Source organism: Phyllobacterium sp. GQ127, from assembly GCF_059758635.1.
Window position 1 is genome coordinate 1 of record NZ_JCAXDZ010000004.1, and the last position, 25,504, is coordinate 25,504.

The 25,504-nt window shown below is 52.6% G+C and carries 26 protein-coding genes; 12 read left to right on the top strand and 14 right to left on the bottom strand.

The genetic code is table 11. The features are described from left to right. Positions 1 to 109 precede the first annotated feature (109 nt). The 3 genes from mmsB to chvE all read right to left on the bottom strand — a co-directional run bounded on the left by mmsB (position 110) and on the right by chvE (position 3,914). Positions 110 to 1,297: a multiple monosaccharide ABC transporter permease gene (gene mmsB, locus AC6CHM_RS15620; RefSeq protein ID WP_498173686.1), complete on the bottom strand. Its 1,188-nt coding sequence runs from the start codon at positions 1,295 to 1,297 to the stop codon at positions 110 to 112. Positions 1,298 to 1,299: 2 nt separating this feature from the next. Next, positions 1,300 to 2,823: a multiple monosaccharide ABC transporter ATP-binding protein gene (gene mmsA / locus AC6CHM_RS15625; protein ID WP_498173687.1), complete on the bottom strand. Its 1,524-nt coding sequence runs from the start codon at positions 2,821 to 2,823 to the stop codon at positions 1,300 to 1,302. A 77-nt stretch (positions 2,824 to 2,900) separates the two neighbouring features. Then, complete coding sequence (gene chvE / locus AC6CHM_RS15630; RefSeq protein WP_115055132.1) at positions 2,901 to 3,914, bottom strand: multiple monosaccharide ABC transporter substrate-binding protein; 1,014 nt, start codon at positions 3,912 to 3,914, stop codon at positions 2,901 to 2,903. 345 nt (positions 3,915 to 4,259) lie between these two features. Between chvE and araD1 the strand changes: the two genes are divergently transcribed. After that, complete coding sequence (araD1, locus tag AC6CHM_RS15635; RefSeq protein WP_115055099.1) at positions 4,260 to 5,252, top strand: AraD1 family protein; 993 nt, start codon at positions 4,260 to 4,262, stop codon at positions 5,250 to 5,252. Positions 5,253 to 5,349: 97 nt separating this feature from the next. On the opposite strand, the gene AC6CHM_RS15640 is transcribed toward araD1, so the two are convergent. From AC6CHM_RS15640 to tam, 3 genes are all read right to left on the bottom strand, one after another. Next, complete coding sequence (locus tag AC6CHM_RS15640; RefSeq protein WP_336441522.1) at positions 5,350 to 6,099, bottom strand: FadR/GntR family transcriptional regulator; 750 nt, start codon at positions 6,097 to 6,099, stop codon at positions 5,350 to 5,352. A gap of 223 nt (positions 6,100 to 6,322) precedes the next feature. After that, entirely contained in the window at positions 6,323 to 7,615 is a 1,293-nt protein-coding gene (locus AC6CHM_RS15645; protein WP_498173688.1) for an NCS2 family permease, read from the bottom strand. Between the two features lie 28 nt (positions 7,616 to 7,643). Continuing rightward, positions 7,644 to 8,474: a trans-aconitate 2-methyltransferase gene (gene tam, locus AC6CHM_RS15650; RefSeq protein ID WP_498173689.1), complete on the bottom strand. Its 831-nt coding sequence runs from the start codon at positions 8,472 to 8,474 to the stop codon at positions 7,644 to 7,646. A gap of 42 nt (positions 8,475 to 8,516) precedes the next feature. Between tam and AC6CHM_RS15655 the strand changes: the two genes are divergently transcribed. The 4 genes from AC6CHM_RS15655 to AC6CHM_RS15670 all read left to right on the top strand — a co-directional run bounded on the left by AC6CHM_RS15655 (position 8,517) and on the right by AC6CHM_RS15670 (position 11,159). Next, a complete protein-coding gene (locus tag AC6CHM_RS15655; RefSeq protein WP_307277582.1) occupies positions 8,517 to 8,891 on the top strand; it encodes a YciI family protein in 375 nt (124 codons plus the stop codon). Beyond that, the gene (locus tag AC6CHM_RS15660) at positions 8,888 to 10,129 is read left to right on the top strand and encodes an RNA polymerase sigma factor (protein ID WP_498173690.1); all 1,242 of its coding nucleotides are present in this window, start codon (positions 8,888 to 8,890) and stop codon (positions 10,127 to 10,129) included. The genes AC6CHM_RS15655 and AC6CHM_RS15660 overlap by 4 nt, the downstream gene beginning before the upstream one ends. Positions 10,130 to 10,213: 84 nt before the next feature. Continuing rightward, positions 10,214 to 10,684 carry an SRPBCC family protein gene (locus tag AC6CHM_RS15665; protein WP_354346269.1) on the top strand — a complete coding sequence of 157 codons (471 nt, stop codon included), beginning with the start codon at positions 10,214 to 10,216 and terminating at the stop codon, positions 10,682 to 10,684. Positions 10,685 to 10,736: 52 nt separating this feature from the next. Then, positions 10,737 to 11,159, top strand: coding sequence for a nuclear transport factor 2 family protein (locus AC6CHM_RS15670; RefSeq protein ID WP_498173893.1), 423 nt, complete (start codon positions 10,737 to 10,739; stop codon positions 11,157 to 11,159). 3 nt (positions 11,160 to 11,162) lie between these two features. Here AC6CHM_RS15670 and AC6CHM_RS15675 read toward each other — a convergent pair whose 3' ends face one another. The 3 genes from AC6CHM_RS15675 to AC6CHM_RS15685 form a co-directional block, all read right to left on the bottom strand. Next, complete coding sequence (locus tag AC6CHM_RS15675; RefSeq protein ID WP_498173691.1) at positions 11,163 to 12,791, bottom strand: MFS transporter; 1,629 nt, start codon at positions 12,789 to 12,791, stop codon at positions 11,163 to 11,165. Positions 12,792 to 13,185: 394 nt separating this feature from the next. Further along, a complete protein-coding gene (locus AC6CHM_RS15680; protein ID WP_498173692.1) occupies positions 13,186 to 13,422 on the bottom strand; it encodes a hypothetical protein in 237 nt (78 codons plus the stop codon). A gap of 72 nt (positions 13,423 to 13,494) precedes the next feature. Next, positions 13,495 to 14,598, bottom strand: coding sequence for a (5-formylfuran-3-yl)methyl phosphate synthase (locus AC6CHM_RS15685; protein ID WP_498173693.1), 1,104 nt, complete (start codon positions 14,596 to 14,598; stop codon positions 13,495 to 13,497). 222 nt (positions 14,599 to 14,820) lie between these two features. Here AC6CHM_RS15685 and AC6CHM_RS15690 point away from each other — a divergent pair, with 222 nt between their 5' ends. From AC6CHM_RS15690 to AC6CHM_RS15700, 3 genes are all read left to right on the top strand, one after another. After that, positions 14,821 to 15,174, top strand: a complete 354-nt coding sequence (locus tag AC6CHM_RS15690; RefSeq protein ID WP_498173694.1) for a DUF1428 domain-containing protein — start codon at positions 14,821 to 14,823, stop codon at positions 15,172 to 15,174. Between the two features lie 150 nt (positions 15,175 to 15,324). Next, entirely contained in the window at positions 15,325 to 15,657 is a 333-nt protein-coding gene (locus tag AC6CHM_RS15695; RefSeq protein WP_115055129.1) for an ArsR/SmtB family transcription factor, read from the top strand. Then, a complete protein-coding gene (locus AC6CHM_RS15700; RefSeq protein WP_498173695.1) occupies positions 15,650 to 16,075 on the top strand; it encodes an SRPBCC family protein in 426 nt (141 codons plus the stop codon). Before AC6CHM_RS15695 ends, AC6CHM_RS15700 begins: the two co-directional genes overlap by 8 nt. A 209-nt stretch (positions 16,076 to 16,284) precedes the next feature. On the opposite strand, the gene AC6CHM_RS15705 is transcribed toward AC6CHM_RS15700, so the two are convergent. Further along, entirely contained in the window at positions 16,285 to 16,878 is a 594-nt protein-coding gene (locus AC6CHM_RS15705) for a transglycosylase SLT domain-containing protein (RefSeq protein WP_440809795.1), read from the bottom strand. Positions 16,879 to 17,044: 166 nt separating this feature from the next. Beyond that, on the bottom strand, positions 17,045 to 17,176 hold the full coding sequence (locus AC6CHM_RS15710; protein ID WP_498173696.1) for a hypothetical protein: 132 nt from the start codon (positions 17,174 to 17,176) through the stop codon (positions 17,045 to 17,047). A gap of 380 nt (positions 17,177 to 17,556) precedes the next feature. Between AC6CHM_RS15710 and AC6CHM_RS15715 the strand changes: the two genes are divergently transcribed. Beyond that, positions 17,557 to 18,117, top strand: a complete 561-nt coding sequence (locus tag AC6CHM_RS15715; protein ID WP_115055088.1) for a MarR family transcriptional regulator — start codon at positions 17,557 to 17,559, stop codon at positions 18,115 to 18,117. Between the two features lie 56 nt (positions 18,118 to 18,173). Here AC6CHM_RS15715 and AC6CHM_RS15720 read toward each other — a convergent pair whose 3' ends face one another. The 3 genes from AC6CHM_RS15720 to AC6CHM_RS15730 are packed head-to-tail and all read right to left on the bottom strand — an operon-like array spanning position 18,174 to position 20,216. Next, entirely contained in the window at positions 18,174 to 18,890 is a 717-nt protein-coding gene (locus tag AC6CHM_RS15720) for a Bax inhibitor-1 family protein (protein ID WP_115055087.1), read from the bottom strand. Between the two features lie 23 nt (positions 18,891 to 18,913). Further along, a complete protein-coding gene (locus tag AC6CHM_RS15725; protein ID WP_498173697.1) occupies positions 18,914 to 19,687 on the bottom strand; it encodes an anti-sigma factor family protein in 774 nt (257 codons plus the stop codon). Then, positions 19,680 to 20,216: a sigma-70 family RNA polymerase sigma factor gene (locus tag AC6CHM_RS15730; RefSeq protein ID WP_498173698.1), complete on the bottom strand. Its 537-nt coding sequence runs from the start codon at positions 20,214 to 20,216 to the stop codon at positions 19,680 to 19,682. The genes AC6CHM_RS15725 and AC6CHM_RS15730 overlap by 8 nt, the downstream gene beginning before the upstream one ends. A gap of 150 nt (positions 20,217 to 20,366) precedes the next feature. Between AC6CHM_RS15730 and AC6CHM_RS15735 the strand changes: the two genes are divergently transcribed. From AC6CHM_RS15735 to AC6CHM_RS15745, 3 genes are read left to right on the top strand one after another with little or no spacing between them, the layout of a single operon-like run. Then, positions 20,367 to 21,080, top strand: a complete 714-nt coding sequence (locus tag AC6CHM_RS15735) for a TetR/AcrR family transcriptional regulator (protein ID WP_115055084.1) — start codon at positions 20,367 to 20,369, stop codon at positions 21,078 to 21,080. Between the two features lie 21 nt (positions 21,081 to 21,101). Further along, entirely contained in the window at positions 21,102 to 22,319 is a 1,218-nt protein-coding gene (locus AC6CHM_RS15740; RefSeq protein ID WP_115055083.1) for an efflux RND transporter periplasmic adaptor subunit, read from the top strand. Next, entirely contained in the window at positions 22,316 to 25,465 is a 3,150-nt protein-coding gene (locus tag AC6CHM_RS15745; protein ID WP_337353453.1) for an efflux RND transporter permease subunit, read from the top strand. The genes AC6CHM_RS15740 and AC6CHM_RS15745 overlap by 4 nt, the downstream gene beginning before the upstream one ends. Positions 25,466 to 25,504: the final 39 nt, after the last annotated feature.

Sequence of the window (25,504 nt, forward strand, 5' to 3'; positions counted from 1 at the left end):
TAGATTTTTCCTTCGCCGATTTACGATTTCTTCACAAAAAAACCGAGGCTGCCATCATGGCCAGCCCCGGTTTTTGAATGACGAGAGAACGAGCCGTCAGTTGAACGGCTCAAGCCTTGTTCTTATTGTAAACGTCAAAGACCACTGCAGCCAGAAGCACCAGCCCTTTGATCACCTGTTGCCAATCAATATTAACGCCCATAATCGACATGCCATTATTCATGACGCCCATGATGAAGGCGCCAATAACTGCGCCCATCACCTGACCGACGCCCCCCATTGCCGATGCGCCGCCAATAAACACAGCCGCAATGACGTCGAGCTCAAAGCCAAGACCGGCTTTCGGCGTTGCCGTGTTCAATCGCGCAGCGAAAATCAATCCAGCAAGCGCGGCCAATACACCCATGTTGACGAAGGTGAAGAAGGTTAGCCGCTCGGTCTTTATGCCAGAGAGCTTTGCCGCTTTTTCATTACCGCCCATGGCGTAAATACGTCGGCCAATTGTCATGCGTTTGGTCACGAAGACGAAAAGCGCAATCAGCAGTGACATGACGACGAGAACGTTGGGCAGCCCCTTATAAGAAGACAGCAGGTAAACAAGGAATAGAATAATACCGCCGATGATAAGGTTCTTGGCTACAAAGAGCGCAAAGGGCTCACCGTGATAGCCATGCTTCTCGCGCTTTGCCCGGCCACGGACACTTGAATAGATCATTAAGGCAACCAGAACGATACCGATCAGCATGGAAGTTACGTTGAAGCCAACGACGCCAAAGAAGTCAGGAATGAAACCAGAGCTCAAAAGCTGGAACTGAGGCGGGAACGGGCCAACCGATTGTCCACCGAGCAACCAAAGGGCCAGCCCTTTGAAAACCAGCATGCCAGCCAGCGTGACAATAAAGGATGGTATTTTGTGGTAGGCGACCCAATAGCCCTGTGCCGCGCCGATTACACCACCCATTATGAGGCAGAGTATCGTTGCCGGCACATAGTGAATTTGCCATTTCACCATCATGACAGCAGCCAATCCGCCCACAAAGCCCGACACGGAACCGACAGACAGATCGATATGTCCGGCAACAATGACCAGAAGCATGCCGAGAGCCATGATAATAATGTAACTGTTCTGCAAAACGAGATTGGTGAGGTTCACCGGGCGGAACAGCGTGCCATTGGTGGTGAACTGAAAGAACAGCATGATCAGAATCAGCGCCGCAACCAGCCCGTATTCACGCAAATTGCCTTTTGTCGCCGAACCGTTGGTCTGAATTTTTGCCGGTGCAGTTTCAATACTCATGATTATTTCCCTTCAGCGCGGATAATGGCGCGCATGATCTTTTCTTGGCTGGCTTCGCTGGCAGCCATTTCGCCAACGAGCTTGCCCTGATTCATAACGTAAATCCGGTCGCATATGCCGAGAAGTTCCGGCATTTCCGACGAGATCACCAAAACGCTTTTACCCGTAGCCACAAGCTGATTGATGATCGAATAGATTTCATATTTGGCACCGACATCAATGCCACGCGTTGGCTCATCCAGAATCAATAAGTCCGGATTGGCAAAAAGCCACTTCGACAGAACGACCTTCTGCTGATTGCCGCCGGAAAGATTTCCGGTTTTCTGATAGATGCTGGATGAACGGATATTGGTTTTGGTGCGATATTCATTCGCAACCTTCAATTCGGTCATATCATCTAGAACGCCATTACTGGAAACACCTTCCAGATTAACGATCGTGGTATTGTGCTTGATGTGATCAATCAGATTGAGGCCATAGGTCTTGCGGTCCTCCGTGACATAGGCAATGCCATTATCGATGGCCCGTCCAATGGTTGAAACATCGGCCTTCTTGCCCTTGATGAAAACTTCGCCGCTGATCTTGCTGCCATAGGCCTTGCCAAAGACACTCATGGCGAATTCAGTTCGTCCGGCCCCCATCAGCCCTGCGATGCCAACGACTTCGCCCTTGCGGACATTCATGCCGATCCCGTTGACCACGGTGCGGTCGCTATGGAGATGATGGTGGACCACCCAGTCCTTCACCTCGAAGACAACTTCGCCAATATTTGGCACACGCTGCGGATAGCGGTCTGCCAATTGGCGACCGACCATCAAAGTTACGATCTTGTCTTCGGAAATATCCTGCTTATCCAGCGTCTCGATGGTTGCACCATCGCGCAAGACTGTAATGCGATCCGCGACTTTACCGACTTCATTGAGCTTGTGGGAGATCAGGATCGACGAGATACCCTGCGCCTTGAATTCCAGCAGCAATTCAAGCAAGGCATCGCTATCCTTTTCATTAAGACTGGCTGTGGGCTCGTCAAGAATGAGAAGTTCAACTTCCTTGGATAAGGCTTTGGCAATTTCCACCAATTGCTGCTTGCCCACACCCAGATTGGTCACGAGCGTCAGCGGGTCTTCTTTTAAACCAACCTTGGCAAGCAATTCGCGCGTGCGGGTTTCCGCTACGTGCCAATCAATAATGCCAAACTTTGCAGGTTCATTACCGAGAAAAATGTTTTCAGCAATTGACAGCAGCGGCACCAAAGCCAGCTCCTGATGTATAATAATAATGCCTTTTTTCTCACTGTCGCTAATATCGCGGAAGCGTTGCTCCTCGCCCTTGTAGAAAATTTCTCCCTCATAACTGCCATGCGGATAAACTCCGCTTAGCACCTTCATCAGGGTTGACTTTCCGGCTCCGTTCTCGCCCACCAGAGCGTGAATTTCACCTTTGCGAACATTAAGATTGACATTATTCAGCGCTTTGACACCAGGAAAGGTCTTGGTGATATTGCGCATTTCGAGGATTGTATCCATCGAGATCCTCATCGACGTCACTGCAATAGGAAAAGAACCCTGCATCGCAAGATGCAGGGTTCATGCGATCTGTCAGCTTATTTCAGCTGATCTTCGGTGTAGTAGCCACCACCAATCAGAATCTCTTTCCAGTTGGTCTTGTCGACTTCAACAGGCTTGAGAAGATAGGCTGGAACAACTTTCACACCATTATTATAGGTCTTTGTGTCGTTGATTTCCGGCTCTTCGCCTTTCAGCACCTTGTCGATAAGGTTGGCCGTAACCTTGGCCAGTTCGCGTGTATCCTTGTAGACCGTTGAATACTGCTCGCCTGCGATAATGGATTTGACGGAAGGCACTTCAGCATCCTGTCCGGAAACGAACGGGAATGGCTGATCTTTCGTGCCATAGCCTACGCCACGTAGCGACGAGAGGATGCCAATGGACAGACCATCATATGGCGACAGCACTGCGTCCACCTTCTTGTCTGTGTAGTAGGCTGAAAGGAGATTATCCATGCGGGCTTGAGCAACAGCTCCGTCCCAGCGCAGTGTTCCGACCTTATCCATGCCTGTCTGGCCGGACTGAACAACAAGTTTGCCGCTATCGATCAAAGGCTGAAGCACCGACATTGCGCCATCATAGAAGAAAAAGGCGTTATTGTCGTCTGGTGAGCCGCCGAATAGCTCGATGTTGAACGGGCCCTTCGCATCAGGAAGTCCAAGCGCCTTGACCAGCGAACTCGCCTGTAGAACGCCAACCTGGAAGTTGTCGAATGTTGTATAATAGTCAACATTACCGGAATCACGGATGAGGCGATCATAGGCGATAACCTTGATGCCGGCATCATGTGCCTGCTGCAACACATTGGAAAGCGTGGTGCCGTCGATGGCACCAATCACAAGAACCTTGACGCCCTTGGTGACCATGTTCTCGATCTGGGCCAGCTGGTTGGGAATGTCATCTTCCGCATATTGCAGATCGGTACCATAGCCACGTTCTTTCAACGCCTTGACCATGTTATCGCCGTCAGCAATCCAGCGGGCGGAGGCTTTAGTAGGCATGGAAATGCCAACGGTGCCTTTGTCTTGTGCAAAAGTTTGCGTGCTCATCGCGCCCAGCGCGATCAGTCCCGCAGCAACCAAATTAAGTATTTTCACGTCTATCCTCCCAATTTCCAATCAAATTACGCGCTTTTGTTGACCGCAGCCAGCTTTGCCAAGATTGAACCAGTCCTCCCAAGGCAGGGCCCGTCTGCACATTTATCTGAAAAGTATGACTTTTGGAATAGGCCTTCTTTCACGATTGTGAAATTCCGCTGCACAAACATTTTCAGTTGCGCATCAGGCTACCCAAAGCTGGCTTAATGCCATATAATCTTATTATAATATTTTTTGGAAGACATATCCGTCGATCCCCTTATATAAATATTTGCAAATGAACATCGGGAGGAAATTGTGAATCTGGTTCAACTACTCAATACCAAGGGCAAGCGTCAGGTTGCTGCACGTATCGGCGAAGAGTTTCGTCTGGTAAAACGGACCCGTTCTGTATTGGAACTGGCCCATGCGGCAATCGAAGCTGGAACTGGTATTGCTGCAATTATTGAAATTCGCGGACTTGGAAAGACCGTCGATATCGCTGCTGCCTATAGTGAAGGCAGACTGCTGCCGCCCATCGATACCCATGATCCAGCTCATATCCATCTGACAGGAACCGGGCTGACACATCTTGGATCTGCTGCAACTCGCGATGCCATGCACCGCAAGATTGGCGATGCCAAAGAAGAAACACTCACCGATTCTATGAAAATGTTCCGTATGGGTCTTGAAGACGGCAAACCCAAAAAGGGAAAGACCGGAGTTCAACCGGAATGGTTCTACAAAGGCAACGGATCAATGCTGACTGGCCCAGGCCAAGCCCTGCTTTCTCCAGCTTTTGCCGATGATGCAGGGGAAGAACCGGAAATCGCTGGCATTTACGTGATAGGCCCGGATGGATCACCTTTCCGGCTGGGCTTCGCGCTGGCCAACGAATTCTCCGATCATGTCATGGAGCGCGTAAACTATCTTTATCTTGCTCATTCCAAGCTTCGCCCCTGCTCAGTCGGCCCAGAATTGATCCTTGGCGATTTGCCAGCAGATATTCGCGGCACATCCCGCATTACGCGAAAAAACAAGACCATATGGGAAAAGCCATTTCTTTCCGGCGAAGATAACATGTCCCATACGATTGAAAATCTGGAATATCATCACTTCAAATATTCGGTTTTCCGCCAGCCAGGTGACATTCATATTCACATGTTCGGAACAGCAACATTGTCATTTGCGGATGGTATAAAGCCCGAGAATGGCGACGTATTCGAAATCGAGGCACCAGCTTTCGGCCTTCCCTTGCGCAACCCGCTCAAGGTGGAAAAGCCTTCCAAAGTGAAGATCACAGCACTTTAAGTATCTTCTATATGACCAAAGCGTGTTCTTCCGTTATCGGTATTGACGGAAGAACAGCCTCGACATGTGATAATACCGGCTGGTTATAGTGCGAGTTCTATGACGATGCGCGCCCTGCGACCAGGACACGCTCGGCGCCTTCGGCAATGACAACGCGCATCGCAGCCTTGGCAGCCTCCACATCTCCGTCACGAATTGCCGCAGCAATTGCTGCATGGCGGGCTACTGAACGGATATGACTTTCTGAATTAGGAATCGGCGAGCTGATGGTAAATGTCGTCACCAGAGCTACCTCTATCAGTGCACTGATAGAGCGCATGAAGGGATTCCCGGAAGCCTCTGCAACGGCAATATGGAACTGCAAATCGCTGTAGACAAAGTCCGTTGCGGACTCTTTTGCCTCTCCCATCCGCTCGACCCAGCGAAACAATGTTTCCAATTGTTTGTCCGTACGTCGCAATGCTGCAAGACCCGCCGCCTCAGGCTCCAATGCCAGACGCATCTCGACAATACTCGCCAGAAAATCGGCTGTTGCGCCGGCTTCGAAATGCCAAACCAATATATCAGGATCGAACAGGTTCCAATGCGATCGTTCCAAGACCCTTGTGCCGATCTTGGCTTTCGGTTGGATCAGACCTTTCGCCGCCAGCGTTTTCAGCGCTTCGCGCAAAACGGTTCGCGATACTCCAAAACGTTGCAGAAGTTCGGTATCTCCTGGAAGTATGCTTTTTTCAGGATAGGCGCCGCTGATGATCTTCAGACCAAGATCACGCATAACATGACCATGATGCGTTCGCGACTGGCCCGTCGTGCGAAAGTCGTAATCGGTGAGTTCCCTGCCTGCCAAGTGCTTGCCTGTAAATTCATGGGGTGACTTTACACAGGAGATTGCAAAACATGCCACGCAACGGTTTCTGAACCGTGCAGCCTCTGCCTCCCTCTCTCCCTGATACCTATTTATAATATTATAATATCATTCACAATCGGCAATATTGCTATTCCGCAGGTCCCCTCCTCCTATGGAGCGAGAACAGCGCGAATAGAGCACATTCGCGCTGTTCTCCGGTCAATTAATGCGGAAAAAATGCAAACCGGATCACGAATAAAGCCGCCACAAGCAATGTTGCCAAATGAATATCTCTGAATTTTCCGGTTACCGCCTTCAAAATTACATAGCTGATGAACCCGAAGGCAAGACCGTTTGCAATTGAATAAGTGAACGGCATTACCAATGCAGTCAATGCAGCTGGCGTGGCCTCCGTAATGTTATCCCATTCGATTTCCACCAGTTCATGCATCATCAGACCCGCGACATAAAGCAATGCAGGCGCGGTCGCATAGCTGGGAACCGACGCAGCCAATGGCGCTATGAACAAAGCTGCAAGAAACAACAGCGCAACAACCAGAGCCGTCAAACCAGTGCGTCCGCCTGCCTGCACTCCCGATGCACTTTCAACATAGGCCGTGGTGCTGCTGGTTCCTAGAACCGACCCGGCTACAATGGCGGTGCTGTCGGCAAAAAGCGCACGGCCCAAGCGATTGGGCTTACCTTCCTCGATAAGGCCCGCACGTTTGCTGACACCGATGAGGGTGCCGGTGGCATCAAATACCTCAACCAGTACAAACACCAAAATGACTTGCAGAAAACCGGTATGCAACGCTCCCGCTATATCGAGCTGAAAGAATGTTGGGGCCAAGCTTGGAGGCATTGAAAAGACGCCTTTGAACTCGCTGACACCAAGAACCATCGACAGCACAGTCACAACAAGTATTCCAATGAGAATCGCGCCGCGAATCTTGAGTGCATCGAGAGCTGCAATGACAAAGAAACCCAATATAGCAAGCAGAACGCCGGTATCGCCAAGATTTCCAAGCCCAACCAGCGTCGCGGGATTGTCCACGACAATGCCCGACGTCTTCAATGCGATCAGCGCAAGGAAGAGACCAATACCGGCGGCGATAGCGCTGCGAATGGATTTTGGGATGCCTGAAACAAGCCAGCTTCGGATGCCTGTTACCGTAAGCAACAGGAATATACAGCCTGAAATGAAGACTGCGCCGAGCGCTTGCTGCCAGGTAAAACCAAGTGCCGCAACCACTGTAAAGGCAAAGAACGCGTTCAATCCCATGCCGGGGGCCATGCCGATTGGCCAATTGGCGACAAGGGCCATGATGGCCGAACCCAGCGCCGCTGCGAGACATGTCGCAACAAAGACAGCATTGCGGTCCATACCAGTCGAAGACAAGATGTCTGGATTGACAAATATAATGTACGACATGGTCAGGAATGTTGTCAGGCCCGCCAAAACCTCCGTCCTTACGGATGTCTGGTGGTCGCTAAGCTTGAAAAGCTTTTCGAACATGATGGTCCCCTAAGCTAAATGCCAATATTCAGATTGTTGCTATGATGAACAGACGCGGAAATGGCAAGAGCACAATGCCATTGTCCATTGGCTTATATGATTGAGCGAGTAATTCCTGATATTTTTCAATAAATTGCGGCTTCTGTTCTTCGCTCAACGCAGCAAGATACGGCCTTAACGCGGAGCCCAGAAACCACTGAACAATACCCTCGAGCCCTTTTAGCGGATGATGGTAGATGGTGCGCCAGATATCCACACGCCGAGCGTGAGGTTTAAGTAAATCATAGTAAAATGAAGCATCGCCTAAACTGCTTCTGGCTGCATTGGCTCCGGAAAGCTTTTCGGCCCAACGTTTGTCGGCTGCAACCTCCCGCATGGCAATATGGGTCGGCTGCTCCAGATTGTCCGGCATCTGCACTGCCAAGGAACCATTAATATTGAGAAACTGCGTGAGTTGCGGAAACAATGTGTCGTGCCCAGACAGCCATTGCATTGAAGCATTGGCGTAAAGGAGGTCAGCTTTCTTTTCCGGACGCCAAGTATCGAGATTCCCCTGTTCAAACCTGCAATTCGGCACTCTTTCACGAGCCTGCGCAATCATCTGTGCAGATGAGTCTATTCCCAGAATCTCTGCTGAGATATAGCGTTTGAGCAAGAGTTCTGTAGAATTTCCCGGGCCGCAGCCGAGATCTACTGCAAATTCTACTTCCGCCGTCGGCACCGCCGATAAAAGATCGTTGGCTGGGCGCGTGCGCTCGTCCTCGAACTTCAGATATTGTTCCGGTGACCAACCTGTTTTTCGCACGATGATACCTTTCAGATACGAATCGCAATAAATTTTTTGACCCGTTGTCGGCATAAGTCATACTGGTTCGTCATCCTATGAAGAAGAGGAAATAAAATGCTCTACGCCATTCTTTGCTACAATTCCGAAGACATCGTTGGCGCCTGGTCCAAAGACGAGGACGATGCTGTCATGGCGCGGCTCGCAATTGTTCAGGAACGACTGACCAAGGAAGGAAAGCTCGGTCCGGTAGCACGGCTGCTGCCGACGACAGCTGCAACAACCTTACGCAAGAGCGGCAATGATCCCGTCATTATTGATGGTCCCTTTGCCGAAACCAAGGAACAGTTCCTCGGCTTCTATGTCGTCGATTGCGCCTCTTTGGACGAAGCACTTGATATTGCCAAGGAACTTTCGATCGCTAATCCCGGAACGGGATCCTACGAAATTCGGCCTATTTCAATATTCAGACCCGGACAAACCAAACCATGACAGATGCACGTTGGATCGATGCGGCACTTATAGCGGCCCGCCCGCAGGCTGTAGGCGCGCTGCTGCGTTACTTTCGCAATCTTGATGTAGCGGAAGAAGCGTTTCAGGAGGCCTGCGTCAAAGCGCTGAAAAACTGGACCAAGAACGGTCCGCCACGCGATCCAACGGCCTGGCTGATTTTCGTCGGGCGCAACAGCGCAATTGACGTGGTTCGCCGTCAGGCAAAGCAGCAGCCATTGCCGCCTGAAGAAGTGCTGTCTGATCTGGAGGATAATGAAACGACGATTGCAGAGAACATCGACGGAGCGGATTATCGTGATGATATCCTTCGTCTTTTGTTCATCTGCTGCCATCCTGACCTTCCGGCAACGCAACAAATTCCATTGGCGTTGAGAATCGTTTCGGGCCTTTCGGTAAAACAAATTGCCAAAGCCTTTCTGGTCGGCGAAAGCGCCATGGAACAGCGCATAACACGTGCAAAAAGCCGGATTGGCGCAGGCGAAATTCCGTTTGAAACGCCCGATCCCATCGAACGTGCTGAGCGGCTAGCGGCGGTCGCGGCAATGATCTATCTGATTTTCAACGAAGGATATTCCGCTGCCGCCAGCGAACAAAAAGCCCGAATTCCGCTGTGCGACGAAGCAATCCGTCTGGTCAGGCTTCTATTGCGCATGTATCCGACCGAACCCGAAATAATGGGCCTGGCGGCATTATTGTTATTACAGAATGCGCGATCGGCTGCACGTTTCGATGCAAATGGCGAAGTCATTCTTTTGGAGGAACAGGACCGCAAACTCTGGAACCGTGAAATAATCAATGAGGGCCTGGCCCTGATCGATAAAGCGATGCGGCACAGGCAGCCTGGTCCCTACCAAATTCAGTCGGCAATAGCAGCGCTGCATGCGCGCGCGCCCACCGCAGAAGAGACTGATTGGAACGAAATTGACGTGCTTTATCGCGCGCTGGAGCGCATGATGCCCTCACCTGTGATCACGCTTAACCGCGCAGTTGCCGTCGCTAAAGTGCGCGGGCCCGCAGCGGCACTGACGCTCATCGAACCATTGGAAGAGCGGCTCTCAGGTTATTTTCACTATTTCGGGGTCAAGGGCGGATTGCTGATGAAAATCGGCCGGAATGGAGAAGCGCGCGAAGCATTCAACCGCGCAATCGCTCTTGCCAATACTGCCGCTGAAGCAGCCCATATCCGCACCCACCTTGATAGTCTCTCAAAAAAATAAACGGCAATTTTTTTCGCGGTAAATGTCGGATTTCACGCATGCCGTTCGTCCTTAGTTCAGACCATCGAAACAAGGAGAGCTGCAATGGATACAATGGCAAATACAGATCGTGATCTGGTTCTGACACGCCTCATCAACGCCCCCAGGGAAAAGGTTTTTAAAGCCTGGACCAATGCGGAATTATTGAAACAATGGTTCGCGCCCCTGCCCTATACAACACCGCATGCGGAACTGGATGTGCGCGTTGGCGGATCCAACTTCATCACCATGCGCGGACCGGACGGGAATGAATTCCCTAATCGAGGTGTGTATCTTGAAGTCATTGAGAATGAGCGGATTGTGGTCACTGATGCTTTCACCAGTGCTTGGGTTCCATCAGAAAAACCTTTCATGACACTGATTCTTACTTTCGAGGAGCAGGAAGGCAAAACGAAATACACGGCGCTTGTCCGTCACTGGTCCGTGGCTGATCGCGAAGCACATGAGAAGATGGGATTTCATGAAGGTTGGGGTCAATGCACCGATCAACTTGAGGCGCTCGTCGCAAAACTTTGAAACTCGCTTCACACTCCGCAATTAACACTGGAAGGAAGTAAAAGTGACAAGTATTAATCAAAATACCGCCATTGAGGACACCCTCAAGAACTGGTCGGATGCAATTTCCAACAAGAATGCGCAGAGCACGCTTTCTTATCTGACGGAAGACATTGTCGAGTTCAGTCTTGCCCCACCATTACAGTATCGTGGCAAGGATGCCGAAGGCATTCAAAGCTGGTTCGATAGCTGGACCGGGCCTATCGGAAATGAGTCGCGGGAGTTGGATATTACGGCAAGCGACGACGTTGCTTTTGCGCGCTGTCTGGTCAGAATGACCGGCACGAAAACCACGGGTGATAAGGCCGACCTGTGGTTTCGGCAGACGCTGGGTCTAATCAAACAGGGCGGCATCTGGAAAATCGCTCATGTGCATGCTTCCGTTCCATTTTATATGGATGGAAGCTTTCGAGCAGCAATAGACTTAAAGCCTTGATAATCAAGACATATCTATGGGCATTTTATGAGCGGCAATATCGTGAGGCAGCGTCGTCTGCCGCTCGATCATGCGGTGGACACGCGGCTCAGTATCGCCCTTGTGAAGGGCTCTGATCCGCGTTCCGACAATGGCATCGGCCTTTGTGCGGCGTTGATTATGGCGCACATATTCCACCCAGGTCGGCGTATGGTAGCTTTCCGTCCAAATCTCCGGGTTCTCCAGATCGCGCATCAGGGCCCAATGGCCTGCACCATCGCGAATTCGGATGCGCCGCCGCGCCGCCATTACCTGAAGAAATTCGTTCGCGTCCTCTTCCTTGATGACATAATCAATCATGATAACAATGGGCCCGCTGCGCGGTTTAAGATCAAGCGCCAGCAATGGTTCACTGAAATGATTGAGCGGATCTAGATTGAGTGTTTTGAATTCCGGCAAAGCATAACGAAGACCAATCGCGCCGCCTATAAGCATTACCACGCTCGATGCAAGCAACGCCATTTCCGCACCATGTTCTGCAGCGGCCTGACCCCATATCCAGCTTCCTCCGGCTATGCCACCAAAAGTTGTCGTTTGGTAGAGCGACAGCGCCCTGCCCACAACCCAGCGTGGTGTCGATAGCTGTACGGTGACGTTGAACAGCGACAGGGCCAGCACCCAACACGCGCCGGATACAAGAAGCGCAGCACTGGTCAGCCAGGTATTGGTGCTGACAGCAGTTACGACAGCACTAAGCGCGAACCCGATAAACGCTGATTTTACAATGGCTTCACTTGACATGAACTCACGCAGGCGGGCACTTAAAAGCGCTCCGCCAATGGCCCCTATGCCAAAGGCGCCAAGCAGGATGCCGTAAACCAGCGGGCCACCTTTCACCAGATCGCGTGCAACCAATGGCAGCAAAGCGAGAACAGCACTGGCAGAAAGCCCAAAAACAAAACTGCGGAATATGACTTTTGCAATGTTCGGAGACATCGCAACATAACGCAAACCTGCAGAAATGGCTCGCCCGAGAGTTTCTCTCGGCAAAGGATTAGCATCATATTTTGGCTGCCAGCGAAACAAGGCAAGTATCAAGGGCAAATAACTGAGAGTATTGACTGCAAATGCAGCTGCGGCTCCCGCGAAAGCAACAATAGCGCCACCAATAGCTGGGCCGACACTGCGCGTTATATTAAAGCCCATACTGTTGAGCGCCACAGCGCCCGGAAGGTCATCGCGCGGAACCATGTCGCCCACAGAGGCTTGCCATGACGGGTTGTTCAATGCCGTCCCGCATCCCAGCAGGAAGGTAAAGGTGAGAAGCAACCAAGGCGTAATGAGCCCGAAATAGGCAAATGCCGACAAAGAAACGGACACAGCCAACATAAAACTTTGCGCCACAAGCATCACCCGGCGGCGATTGAAATTATCCGCGAGCGCGCCAGACACCAATGAAAACAACATGATAGGCAATGCGGTCGAGGCCTGAACCAAGGCCACCATGCCCACAGAACTGGAAATGGTCGTCATCATCCAAGCTGCACCAACGGACTGGATCAAAGATCCAAAATTCGAGGATAGACTTGCAATCCAGATGTTACGGAACGTGTCGTTTTTGAACGGCGCCAAGGGCGATTTTCGGTCTGTCACCGCATCAACTTTCTTGTTCGGGCAAGGTTGTTTCGGGCTCACATCTTACAGGCAATAATTCCGGCAATGCCAGTCACGGACGGCATTTATCGCAACGAAACATGCGCTTCGCACAACTTTAGACAACTAAAATGCACTTAAAAGTTGGATTTTTTCGGGAAAATTTGGCGATTCTTCGGGAAGTTTTCCGCAAATGTGCAGCGAGGTTGTGCGATTTTCAGCGCAGCGTGTTTATAAGGCCTGTTTTTAGCCTCCAAATATTGCCGATTTCTGGAAATCCGGTCGAAATTAATTGAACGATCGTTTCTTTAGTTTCGACCCGGGAATTTTGTGTTCTGTCGCGCAGCTAATTTCAATCTCGGCTGGTGGAATGACAGGTCTTCTATCTTGCCTTTCAGACATCATATTTTACGTAGGCATAACGCGGGTCATCCTGCGGCGTTCCCTCTAGCGGGCCCCCTTCTTTGCCGGGCTGCCACTGCACAACCTTCTCGATCATTGCGCCGAGCACGAAATCCTTATCGCTGATGCCCGGGAACCAATAGTGCGTGGTTCGACAAAGCTCACCATGAGTAATGTGGATTGATTGCAATTCATCGCAGTATTGCAGGAAGGTTTCCGCAAATAACAACCTCCCTCATGGTGAGCTCCTGAGCGTGTCAAAGGACGAACCACGCACCAAAAACCGCATGGCCAGACAAACCTAGTGAAAAGCGCCCCAGCCTTCGGTCTCACCGCGGCGGCGCTCAATCTCAACTCCGACGCCGCCCGGCCCCAATTCCAGCTTCTCGGCCCTGACCACAACTTTCAGCACACGCGGATTTTCCAGAATGAAAGCCGCAATCTGCTCGGCCAATGTTTCAGACAGCTCGACATGGCCCCGGGCGATAATGGCTCTTATGCCGTCCATGATGAGATCATAGGAAACAACATGACGCAATTGTTCTGCATTGCGGGCAACGCGAACAACTTCGGCAGTAACATCGAAGCGCATCTTCTGGGTCTTGCCATGCTCGAAACTATAGGCACCGATCTCGACCGGCAAAACAAAATCGCGCACGAAAATCTTGTCCGTACCCAACCCAGGTTCGCTGCCGTCCGCCAATGGTGCAACGGTCCGCACTGCGCCTTTCGGAATCAGCCCTCTTATCTTTGCTGCCGCAGGACCATCCATTGGCGCCGCCCAATAAAGGTCAGTGCGCAATGCGGCGCAAAAACCAAGCATATCCGGCCTGTAGGAAAGCAGTCGTGGAATATCGGGCGCTTCGAGCGAACCGGCGGCACCCGCCAGCAAGCCTTTCGACTGAACGAGCTTGAAGAACTGACCGATCTGGTCAGGCGACAAATGGTTGAGCAAGCGTTCGTCAAGCGTGTTTTCCGTGTCAATCATGGCGGCGTGAAAACCGGCCGCAACCAGGTCATCTAAAAATGATTTGGGATATCGGCTCTGTTCTTCAGCAAACATGACGGCGACAAGCTTCACTTTGGAGGTGAACGGCTTGATCGCCTCGATCACTGCCAGCAGGTTCTCGCCCGGACGCAAGCCCACCCGTATATATTCCACACCCGCAGCGACAAACTCTCCAACCTTGCGGCGCATCACATCCGCCTGCATCGGCAAATGGCTGGCATCGGTACAAACGGGCCTGCGGCCAGCCACGAAATTGATGATTTCCGGCAAAGGCCCGGATTCGACCGAGCCTGACATGGCTATGGCCGGACCGCCGACATCAATAATGTCCGCACCATTTTCGAAGACGATTTCCGCCTCAGGCAGATTCTGTACGCTGGCAAGCAGTTTTGTCATTCCTGAGCGAACCCATGTTGGATGAAGCGGCAAATAAAGATGATATAGCTCGTAACGATCGCCCGCCCAACATGTTGGCACAGTTATTCCGATATTTCTGCTCAACCCACGACACGTTCGGGCACATATTGCTCAAACCTCGCCGGCAAAAACTTAACAGCGATGTAGGATTTGGATTTCCTCAAACGTTCCTTTGGGAGTGAACCATGAGAGGAAATCAAAATGACCTATGTTGATGGCTTTATACTTGCAGTTCCGAAGGACAAGATCGACGCTTTTAGGGCGCTTGCCCAACTGGGAGGCGAGGTTTGGATGGAGCATGGCGCGCTAAGCTATGTTGAATGCACGGGCGATGATGTGCCCTATGGCGAACTGACGTCGTTTCCCCGCTCCGTACAGGCAAAGGACGACGAGATCGTGATTTTTTCGTGGATCACCTACGAATCCCGTGAGCAACGCGACAAGATAAACAAGCTGGTCATGGACGACCCGCGACTATCAAAGCAGATGGACCAAATGCCATTTGACGGAAAGCGCATGATCTATGGCGGGTTCAACGTCCTGCTGCAAATGTAGAGCCCTCGCCCATAGGCAGCAGAATCAACGGGACATTGTTTCCGGTTTTTCTGTGCGAAACCGGACATTCAGATTGCACGGGAAATAATATTCACCCATATGGTTGACTAATATGCGCAGATGCGATATTCAACCATATGGATGAATGAAATGGACGACGATGCCCTGTCACGAATTCTGAAGGCCGCTGGCGATACGACACGGCGACAGATTTTGACGCTCCTTGTTCAGGAGGGTGCGTTGAGGGTGACCTCGCTTGCTGCCCATTTCGACATGTCCCTGAATTCCGTTTCCAAACACATCAAGGTGCTGGAGGAAGCAGGACTTGTCACCCGGCAGACTTCGGGCCGCGAACACTTTATCGCTGCCGAGCTTGCCCCGCTCAGACTTACCGAAGATTGGTTCGGTCAGTTGAAGTCGATTTGGGAATTGCGCCTGACAGCGCTTGAGAACATGCTTTTGGAGGATGACGAAAATGAGTGAGCTAGAACTGACGATCCACCGCACAATCGCCGCACCACGCGAGAAGGTTTTCAATGCCTGGATCAGTCCAAACGCCATGGCAAAATTTATGCGTCCGCCAGGTTGCATCGCGGACTCCAAGGTGAAGAATGACCCGACCAAAGGCGGCCGCTTCGAGATCATCATGGTGACGAGCGAACGGGAAATCCCGCATTATGGGACTTATCTTGAAATCGATCCGCATTCGCGGCTCTCTTTCACATGGGGTTCTCCGCACTCACTCGATGACAGCGTGGTCACGATTGATTTTGTAGAAGCGGGTCAGGGCAAGACGGATGTTACCCTGCGGCATGTGAAATTCCGCAATGAAGAATCGCGCGATGGCCATAACAAAGGCTGGACAGCAATCCTTGATTCCATGGATGAGGCTCTCGCCTGAAGGGCGTGGCAACAGCGTTATGCAGGGTTCGACGAGGCTCACCATGAGGAAGGTTAAAGTGCTGCAATGACAGTTGCCAGCGTTGCAAATCCTGACTCCCTGCAATCGCCAACTTTCCTCATGGTGAGCCTCGTCGAACCACGCAAGATACTGTTGCGGCAAACTGAAATTCGAGCAGAATTCGCGCCGACAATGACAGTCCAACAGAGTTATTGATTGCAGTTTCGCATTTGCGCGGCGTAATCCTCGGCCATCTTGGTGGTGGCGCGGGCGACCTGCTGCATACTGGCATTGCTTTTCCACTCACCGCGTGAAAAAGCGCCGTGACCGAAATAATAGGCCAGATAGAGATGATAGGCATCATTCAACTCGATGCCGTTCGTCTTGTTGCTCTTGGAGTGATACCAGCCAACGAAATGGACCGCATCGGCAAACTTGCTGCGGCTTGCGCCATAGCGCCCGGTTTCGCGCTGATATTGTTTCCACGTTCCATCCAGCGCTTGCGAAAAGCCATAGGCGGAGGATGGCCGCTTCCACGGAATGAAGCCAAGCAGCTTGGTACGCGGCGGCTTTACACGGGGGCTAAACCCGGATTCCTTGCGGATGGTCGCCATGAGAATTGGCACTGGTACGCCATATTCGCGTTCGGTCTGTTTGGCAGCAACATACCAATTATCAAACCAACCATCGCGTTGCTCAAAAACAGCGCAGACATTATTAATCCGGCTGGGCGCAGATGCGCACCCGCCCAGAGCCAGAATGACGGCGATTACTGCCATTTTCAGAGACAATTTTCGTAACATTGTTCCTGATATAGACAGGAAAAGTTAATAGTTTTTTGCCATGCGATTCGCCGGTTTTCAACAATTGTTGCGGCGAGTCATCCTCCGCAGCCTCTTCCCTGCGGAGATGTGGCCCCGGTACTCGGCCAGAGGATTGAACTGAACAGGGCGTTTACGTCAGCAATTGCTATCGAGCCGAGTTGCCGGCGGGCACATCGGCAACGCCCTTGTTCATTTCGTCGAGAATATTAGGATTTCCGTAATACCTCTGCCAACCGGCTATCCGTGTCGCCACGTCTGCTACAGTTTTCTTGTGCACTTTTACAGGCCTCGAATGAACGCGTGAAACCTTTGCCCTGCAGGGTCAATTGTTGCTTCGCAGGCGCCAGCAAGAATAACCGCCTAATATTTAGCCATCATCAGATATAAGCTTACGCATTGTGCATATTATTTAATATATGTCGGCATAATAACGGAATATGGCGCTGCTTGGCACTTTTTGTCCCAATCTGCGCCAAGGGAAGCCATCGTGAAAAAAAGCGGCACGATCGTAAATGAATGCTTTTCTCTAATACTTTATGCTTATATACCGATGGCTTCTGATTGATTGTCTTGTTAATTGCTTTGATGTGCGGCGCACCATTAAGCGCTGGTAAGTTTTCTCGTAAACTGGCGGTGGGCACCGTTACGGAGACTTCGATGGTACCGAATTATCTGCAACATATGATTGATAACGAAGCGGCACCGGATGACGTGTCGAAGCCATTTGGTGGCCGCAAGCCCGCCAATATTCCGGCACCGAACATCACACATTTTGAACTTGCTCGCACGCTGGAGCGGGTGAACAGACGATTTGCAGCCTTTATGCAATCGGAAATGACCCGTCGCGGCGTTGAAGAAATCGGCCACGCTCATCTGATGCTGCTTCTGGCAATTGGCGATGACGAAATTTCTGTCACGCAGTTGATGGAACGCGGTCCCTATGCGGGCACCAATCTTTCCTACTACCTCAAGCAGCTGGGTGAGTCCGGTTATATTGAGCGTAACGCCCTGCAGCGTGATCGCCGCGCAGCGCGAATCAAGCTTTCGGAAAAGGGCAAGGAGCTTTGCGCCGACATGACGGCCATCGCCGCCAACTGCCATAAAATCGTTGCCGACAGCCCCGACAATATTCGTAACCTCGAAATCACTTTCAAAACGCTTGATCGTATTGAGCAGACTTGGGCAAGCGCAGCCATTTTCGGCCCCCGCGGCGAATAATAACCAACAAAAAAGGCCGGATTTCTCCGGCCCTTTCGTCAACTCTTCAGGCGTTGCTATTCGCGCTCGCCTGTAAAGTTCAGCAGAAGCTGAAAAATATTGATGAAGTTGAGATAGAGCGAGAACGCACCGAATACGGCCATTTTCTGCTGTGTCTCTGAATCAATATTCTCGCCATACTGTTCCTTGATCGTCTGTGTATCCCAGGCGGTCAAACCGACGAAGACGAGAATGCCGGCAACTGACACCACAAACTGGATCATTGTCGAACCAAGGAAGATGTTTACCACGCTGGCAACGACAACACCGATCAGACCCATGATCAGGAACGAGCCGAACTGCGAAAGGTCACGCTTGGTGGTGTAACCGTAAAGACTGGTTGCACCGAACATTGTTGCGGCAATGAAGAATGTGCGCGCAATGCTGTTGCCGGTAAAGACCAGGAAGATGGAAGCCATGGACAGGCCCATGACGGCGCAGAACGCCCAGAACAGCATTTGAGCGGAAGCTGCCGACATTGTCTGCATCTTGAACGAGAAGAACATCACGAAAGCCAGCGGCGCCAGCATCACCACCCATTTAAGCGGTGTCGAGAAGATTGGTACATAAAGTGCTGGCGTTGAAGCGACGACGAAAGCGACAACACCGGTGAGAACAAGGCCAAGGCCCATATAGTTGTAGATGCGCAGCATATGCTGGCGCAGGCCCTCGTCGAACGCAGCGGCTGACTGGCCGCCTGCCCGGTCGATGCCATAACGAAGTGGTGTATTCATCAGAACGTTCCTTCTGTTGTTGATCAGTAAAGTGTGTTGGCAAGTTGAGTAGCGGCTTTGCCCAGCTCATCGGAACCACCATCGGCAACGAGCGCATAGGCGACGTCGCCGATCTGGAAATAGGCTGCTTTCATGTCTTCAATCTCGACAATGCGTGGTTTAACGACATCAAATGAACCGGGGCGAACCGCAAAAAGGGACAAGGCACCCGTGACAGACGATCCGATCTCAAGTTCAATGCTTGGTCCGAATGTGGACGGGAACAATTGCACGTCCTTCACTTTCCATTCGGTTGGAAGCTTTGGCATAATGATTGCCGTGGCGGCACGTATTTCAGCCGGGTCATAATTTCGGGTGCCGGGCTGCGATGTCATTGCAGCGCGTACCAGCGACGTGCGATGCGCCATCACCGCATCCTGGACATAGGCAGGAGCCGGCTGTGAAGCGACAACCTCCGAGACAATCAACGGACCAAAACCGGCATGGGCCATCCAACCGAGGCCAACAAGCAATGCCACCGCCGCAACGCGTTGCAGCCGATTGAAAATCTGCCTGCGTCCAAGGCTGCGCTGAAGCCGCTCGGCAGCCTGTGCAGAAGCAAGGCCGGAAACCGAAGCGGGCGCTGAGAGCGCGAGACGCAATTCATCACGGCACCGCAGATCTGCCATGACGCGGGCAGCATCCTCGGGATGCTCGGAAAGATATCCAGCCACCTCGATACGGCGTGCACCATCCAGCTGATCGTCCACATAGGCATCAAAATCGGCCTGCACGATAGGGTCTCTTGTCTTAATCATCACGACCTCCGACAATTCGCAGTTGGGCAGCGCGGGAAGAAGGCTCTTCGCCTTCGCTGGCGCGCATGAAAGCCCGTGCCCGGCTGACCCTCGACATCAATGTGCCGATAGGTATGTCCAGAATTCCGGCAGCTTCCTCATAGGAAAGCCCCTCAATAGCCACCAGATGCAGCGCGCTTCGCTGCTCTTCGGGCAAGGTTTCAAACATCTGGCGTATCTGTTCCAGCCGCACCGCATGTTCCTGCGATGGCTGCTGGACGGTTTCCGCCGTCTCTGCTGTCTGGGCTATTCTGCGCGCATCAGCCTGGCGCGAGCGGAAACCATCAATGAACGTGTTGTGCAACACGGACAACAGCCATGTCCGCAAATTACCGTTCGGACGAAAACTCGCCTGCTTTTCATAGGCCCGCACCAGCGCATCATGCACGAGATCCTCGGCATCCTGCTCATTACGAGCCAGCGAGCGCGCATAACGGCGCAGCGATCCAAGCTGGCCAATCACGTCGAAGCGGGTTTTCTCATTGCTCATGACCGATATACGTAGCCTATCGCGGGTTTATTCCCATGCAGTACGGTTTTTTTGTCAGCAGTAAAACAAGAATGATCATTCTCATATTGACGATATTGTGCAGCTGATATAAATGAGAGAGAACGTTCTCTCTTTTTTATTTGGTGACTGATGACCGATCAAGCAATGCCAAGGCAGACACCCGCCGCATCAAGTGATGATACGGAAGGATCATGCTGTTTTGTCACCAAGCTGTTCGGCAAGCGGGCGCGCAATCGCGAGGCGCAGGAAGAGCGCATCCTTGCCGCTGCAACCACCTGTTTCATCCGCTCCGGCTTTCGCGGAGCCTCCATGAATGACATTTGTTCCGAGGCTGGCATGAGCCCTGGCGCGCTTTATCGTTATTTCTCCTCAAAAGAGGCGATCATTGAACATATTTGTGCGCAACATCGGCGTGAAAGCGCAGAGATCCTTGATCGCATGTCCAGTAGCAATGACATTATTGAGGCCGTTGTCAAAGTGGGCATAGAGCATGTGCGCCACATGTCGATGGATATGAGCAATAACGGCCCAGCCGATGCCAGTGCGCGCCTTTTCATTGAAGTACGCGCCGAGGCGACACGCAATGATGCGGTTGCTGCCATTTGCGAACTGCATGAAGGCATGATGCGTGAAAGGCTGATTGCTGCATTTACCGCAGCAAAAGAGGCCGGCCTTATCGACCCGGTGGTTGAACTCGAGCTTGCCGTCGCCACGCTCGCAGCCATGGGCGAAGGCATTATCCTTCGCAATTTTCCCGCACAAGGCGTGCCGCTGGAAGCATTGGAACCCGTGTTCCGTGCGCTGGCAACCGCCGTTTTGCGACCAACGAACAAGCAACTATAGCTCTCACCCCCAGGCTCCAAGATGAACCGCCACCCTCACCGCAATCTCAGAAAAGTTCTCTTCTCCTCCATTGTGGCGATTGGTTTCGCCTTGTCCTTGCCCGGAATTGCCGCGGCGGAAGACACACCAGCGGTTGCAAGCGAACCCAAGGCTCCCTCGATCAATGTGGTCGCTGCCGGAAAGCAGGAAATGGTGGCGACACTGACTGTAACGGGAACCATTGTTCCCCGGCAAGAGGTTGCCGTCGGCACGGATGTTGCCGGACTGCTTGTGCTCGAGCTCAATGCCGATCAGGGCGATGTGGTCAAGGAAGGCGACATCCTGGCAAGGCTCGACAAGTCTTCGCTTGAAATCCAGCTTGCGCAAATCGAAGCGCAAGGGGCTCAGGCCGCCGCGTCCATCGCACAGTCCGAAGCACAAATTGTCGATGCGCAGATTGCCGTGCGGCAAGCATTGGAAGCGCTGGAGCGTGCCCGCTCCTTGAGCGCCAAGGGCTTCACCTCCAAAGCTGAATTTGACAATGCAACCAATGCCCATGACAGCGCCAATGCCAAGTTGAACACGGCTCGTCACGCGCTGGTGGCAACGCAAACGCAGTTGCAACTTGTCGCCGCCCAAAAACGCGATGTCATGCTGCGTCTGGAGAAAGCCGATGTAAGAGCACCGGCAAGCGGCGTTATTTTGAGCCGCGACGCGCTTCTTGGCGCGATCGTCTCCGCTAATGCAGGCCCATTGTTCCGCATTGCCCGCGATAATGATTTTGAGCTCGCAGGCAATATTCCGGAAGTCGATTTGCCGCTGTTAAAGGCGGGCATGCCGGTCTCTGTCCGCGTTTCGGGCATGGAAGAACCGGTCGCAGGCAAAATCCGCCTGATCTCTCCGGAGATTTCAGCAAGCTCGCGTCTGGGCGCGGTAAAAGTGTCGCTTGAGAAGAACCCTTCAATCCGCCCGGGCAATTTTGCCCGCGCTGTCATTGAACTTGCCCGTCGTGGCGGCATTAGCGTTCCGCTTTCCTCTATTGTCTATAATGGGCCGGCGACGCTCATTCAGGTCGTCAAGAACGGTGTTGTCGAAAGCCGCAAGGTGAAGATCGGCATTCGCAACGGCCATTCCGCCGAAGTACTTGAGGGTCTTGCCGAGGGCGAAGAAATCGTCGCCCGCGCCGGAACATTCGTCGCCGATGGCGACCGCGTTACCCCGGTTCGTGTCTCAGCCGAGCAGACCGGAGCGGTCAAATGAACTGGAACATCAGCGCCTGGTCCATCCGCAACCCGGTTCCGGCAATTCTCCTCTTTGTCGTTTTGACCGTGCTGGGGCTGATGGCCTTTTCCAAACTGCCCATCACCCGTTTCCCCAATATCGACGTGCCGCTGATATCGGTTTCAATAACCGATCCAGGCGTTGCGCCGACAGAGCTGGAAACCCAGATTGCCAAGCGGGTTGAGGACTCTGTCGCCAATATTACCGGCGTCAAGAATGTCATCAGCAATCTGACCGAAGGCAATTCGACAACGCTTGTCGAGTTCCGGCTGGAGGTTGATACACAAAAAGCGCTGAACGACGTCAAGGATGCCGTATCGCGCATCCGCGATGATCTTCCAGCGACCATCAAGGAACCGCTGATCAATTCGGTGGATGTCGAAGGTTCGGCAATCCTGACCTACGGCATTTCCGCTCCGGCAATGACGGCGGAACAGCTTTCCTGGTTTGTCGATGACACGATTATCCGCGACATTCAGGGGCTCAAGGGCGTTGGCAAGGTGGAGCGCTATGGCGGGGTGAAGCGCGAAATCCGTGTCTCGCTCGACCCCGATCGATTGACCGCACTCGGGGTTACCGCTGCCGATGTCAATCGCGCGCTGAAATCCATGAGTGCCGATCTGACCGGCGGTCGCGGTGATCTTGGCGATACGCAACAGACGATCCGAACCTTGGGCGGCTCCCGTTCATTGGAAGATCTGCGTGCGGTGGAAATTCCGCTCGCCGGTGGACGCTCTGTCCGGCTCGATGCAATCGGAACTGTCAGCGACGCTTTTGAAGAGCCAAAATCCTTTGCGCGTGTCGATAATCAGACGGTTGTTTCACTGGGTGTGTTCCGCGCAAAGGGAGCCAGCGATACGGAAGTCTTTGCGGCCGTGCAAGCGCGCATCGATCAGTTGCAGCAGAAATACCCCGATACACGCTTCAGCATGATCGATAATTCGGTCAATTATACCTATGGCAATTACGAATCCGCCATGAGTTCGCTGATTGAAGGTGCCGTGCTTTCAATCATCGTGGTGTTCCTGTTCCTGCGCAATATGCGGGCGACATTGATCGCGGCTGTTGCCCTGCCCTTGTCGGCGATCCCTACTTTCTGGGCCATCGACATGCTGGGCTTCTCGCTCAATCTGATCAGTCTGCTTGGTATTACTCTGGTGACCGGTATTCTGGTTGATGACGCTATCGTCGAAATCGAAAACATTGTCCGGCATATGCGATCCGGCAAATCACCCTATCGGGCTTCACTGGAAGCTGCCGACGAAATCGGGCTTGCTGTTATCGCCATCTCGGCCACAATCATTGCCGTGTTCGCACCGGTCAGCTTCATGAGCGGCATTGCCGGTCAATATTTCAAGCAATTCGGTCTGACGGTTGCGGTCGCGGTCTTTTTCTCGCTGCTTGTTGCACGGCTTATTACGCCGATGATGACCGCCTATCTGTTGCGCGACGGAAAAAGCCTGCACCACGGCTCGGAAGAAACCGGCTGGATCAAGGCCTATACCCGCTTCCTGACCGTCACTTTGCGTTTCCGCTGGCTGACGTTGGGCAGCGGCGTGGCTCTTTTTGCTGTTGCAATCTGGGCCATGGGCTTTCTGCCATCGGGCTTTGTCCCGCCACAGGATGAAGCCCGGGTTGTCGTGAGCCTTGAACTGCCTCCTGGTGCACCTATCGAGGAAACACGCCGCGTTAGTGACGAGGCGGCATCACTTGTTCGCCAGATACCAGAAGTCAAGCAGACCTATGTGACGGGCGGTGCGTCGCCAACGGGTTCGCTGGATACAAGGCGCGCAACGATGGTCGTTAAGCTCAGCCATAAATCCGAAAGGGACCGCACCCAGAAACAGGTGGAGACCGACATTTTCAACAAATTGTCCGAGGTTTCCGATCTGCGCGCCAATTTCGTCAATGATCGCGGCGAACGCGAATTTGCTGTTGGCGTCATCGGCAATGATGGTGAGAAAGTAACCCAGCAGGCAAGACAATTGCAAAGCGCCATGACTGCAACCGGCGACTTTCAGGCTGTGTCATCCACGGCGGCGCTTGATCGCCCCGAGATCATCGTGACACCGCGCATGGATAAGCTGGCGGAGCTGGGCCTGTCGACATCAGCGCTGTCGGAGGCTTTGCGTGTTGCAACCTTGGGTGATCTTGATGCCAATCTGGCAAAATATACGGTTGATGGAAGGCAGGTCCCGATCCGCGTTCAATTGACCGAGGATTCGCGCCGTGACCTTTCTGTGCTCCAGACCCTGACCGTAACAACACCTGCCGGTGTAGTCGTTCCGTTGGAATCAATTGCGCAGATCAGCTTTGGACAGGGTCCCTCCTCCATTGAGCGCTTCAACCGCGAACGCCGGGTCGTCGTTGGCGCAAACATGGCCAAGGGCAAGGAAATTGGCGAGGGCCTCTCCATTGTCAAAAACCTGCCGCAGACCAAATCCATGCCGGAAGGCGTCAGGATTCAGGAAACCGGCGATGCCGAGGTGATGGGTGAAGTCTTTACCGGATTCCGCGATGCAATGATCATGGGCCTGATGCTGGTCTTCGTGGTGCTGATCCTGCTCTTTGGCAGTGTGTTCCACGCCTTCACCATCCTCATGTCACTGCCTCTTTCGATTGCAGGTGTCGCGGTGGCTCTGCTTTTGACCAATAATTCCGTCTCCATGGCCGTGGTCATCGGTATTTTGATGCTGATGGGCATTGTCACCAAGAATGCGATCATGCTTGTCGATTTTGCCATAGAAGAAGTGAAGCATGGGATACCGCGCAATGAGGCAATTATTGATGCCGGGCGCAAACGCATCCGGCCAATCGTGATGACGACGATTGCCATGTCGGCAGGCATGCTGCCCGCAGCAATGGCTTTTGGCGATGGCGGTGAATTCCGGGCCCCGATGGCGATTGCGGTGATTGGCGGTCTGCTGGTTTCAACAGTTCTGTCGCTGGTGTTTGTACCATCCTTCTACACAATCATGGATGATGTGAGCCATTGGATGGGCAGAATATTCCATTGGTCCATGCGTCCGAACAAACCGGATGAACCGCATACGGAGCAGGTCTATGCCAGCAGTCCGGTGCCGCTCATCCACCCGGCGCGGGTCATGACCGAAGCGGCTGAATAAACGCAAAAGAGCGCCCAAGGGCGCTCTTTCTGTTTCTGC

What these genes read in the sequence shown, in the direction of transcription:
- AC6CHM_RS15695 (WP_115055129.1), top strand. Translation starts at nt 15,325, where the DNA reads ATGGACGACGATGCCCTGTCACGAATTCTGAAGGCCGCTGGCGATACG.
- tam (WP_498173689.1), bottom strand. Translation starts at nt 8,474, where the DNA reads ATGCCGACAACGGGTCAAAAAATTTATTGCGATTCGTATCTGAAAGGT.
- AC6CHM_RS15705 (WP_440809795.1), bottom strand. Translation starts at nt 16,878, where the DNA reads ATGTTACGAAAATTGTCTCTGAAAATGGCAGTAATCGCCGTCATTCTG.
- AC6CHM_RS15645 (WP_498173688.1), bottom strand. Translation starts at nt 7,615, where the DNA reads ATGTTCGAAAAGCTTTTCAAGCTTAGCGACCACCAGACATCCGTAAGG.
- mmsB (WP_498173686.1), bottom strand. Translation starts at nt 1,297, where the DNA reads ATGAGTATTGAAACTGCACCGGCAAAAATTCAGACCAACGGTTCGGCG.
- AC6CHM_RS15715 (WP_115055088.1), top strand. Translation starts at nt 17,557, where the DNA reads ATGGTACCGAATTATCTGCAACATATGATTGATAACGAAGCGGCACCG.
- AC6CHM_RS15690 (WP_498173694.1), top strand. Translation starts at nt 14,821, where the DNA reads ATGACCTATGTTGATGGCTTTATACTTGCAGTTCCGAAGGACAAGATC.
- AC6CHM_RS15665 (WP_354346269.1), top strand. Translation starts at nt 10,214, where the DNA reads ATGGATACAATGGCAAATACAGATCGTGATCTGGTTCTGACACGCCTC.
- AC6CHM_RS15660 (WP_498173690.1), top strand. Translation starts at nt 8,888, where the DNA reads ATGACAGATGCACGTTGGATCGATGCGGCACTTATAGCGGCCCGCCCG.
- mmsA (WP_498173687.1), bottom strand. Translation starts at nt 2,823, where the DNA reads ATGGATACAATCCTCGAAATGCGCAATATCACCAAGACCTTTCCTGGT.
- AC6CHM_RS15700 (WP_498173695.1), top strand. Translation starts at nt 15,650, where the DNA reads ATGAGTGAGCTAGAACTGACGATCCACCGCACAATCGCCGCACCACGC.
- AC6CHM_RS15730 (WP_498173698.1), bottom strand. Translation starts at nt 20,216, where the DNA reads ATGAGCAATGAGAAAACCCGCTTCGACGTGATTGGCCAGCTTGGATCG.
- AC6CHM_RS15685 (WP_498173693.1), bottom strand. Translation starts at nt 14,598, where the DNA reads ATGACAAAACTGCTTGCCAGCGTACAGAATCTGCCTGAGGCGGAAATC.
- AC6CHM_RS15725 (WP_498173697.1), bottom strand. Translation starts at nt 19,687, where the DNA reads ATGATTAAGACAAGAGACCCTATCGTGCAGGCCGATTTTGATGCCTAT.
- AC6CHM_RS15740 (WP_115055083.1), top strand. Translation starts at nt 21,102, where the DNA reads ATGAACCGCCACCCTCACCGCAATCTCAGAAAAGTTCTCTTCTCCTCC.
- AC6CHM_RS15720 (WP_115055087.1), bottom strand. Translation starts at nt 18,890, where the DNA reads ATGAATACACCACTTCGTTATGGCATCGACCGGGCAGGCGGCCAGTCA.
- AC6CHM_RS15655 (WP_307277582.1), top strand. Translation starts at nt 8,517, where the DNA reads ATGCTCTACGCCATTCTTTGCTACAATTCCGAAGACATCGTTGGCGCC.
- chvE (WP_115055132.1), bottom strand. Translation starts at nt 3,914, where the DNA reads ATGAGCACGCAAACTTTTGCACAAGACAAAGGCACCGTTGGCATTTCC.
- AC6CHM_RS15745 (WP_337353453.1), top strand. Translation starts at nt 22,316, where the DNA reads ATGAACTGGAACATCAGCGCCTGGTCCATCCGCAACCCGGTTCCGGCA.
- AC6CHM_RS15735 (WP_115055084.1), top strand. Translation starts at nt 20,367, where the DNA reads ATGACCGATCAAGCAATGCCAAGGCAGACACCCGCCGCATCAAGTGAT.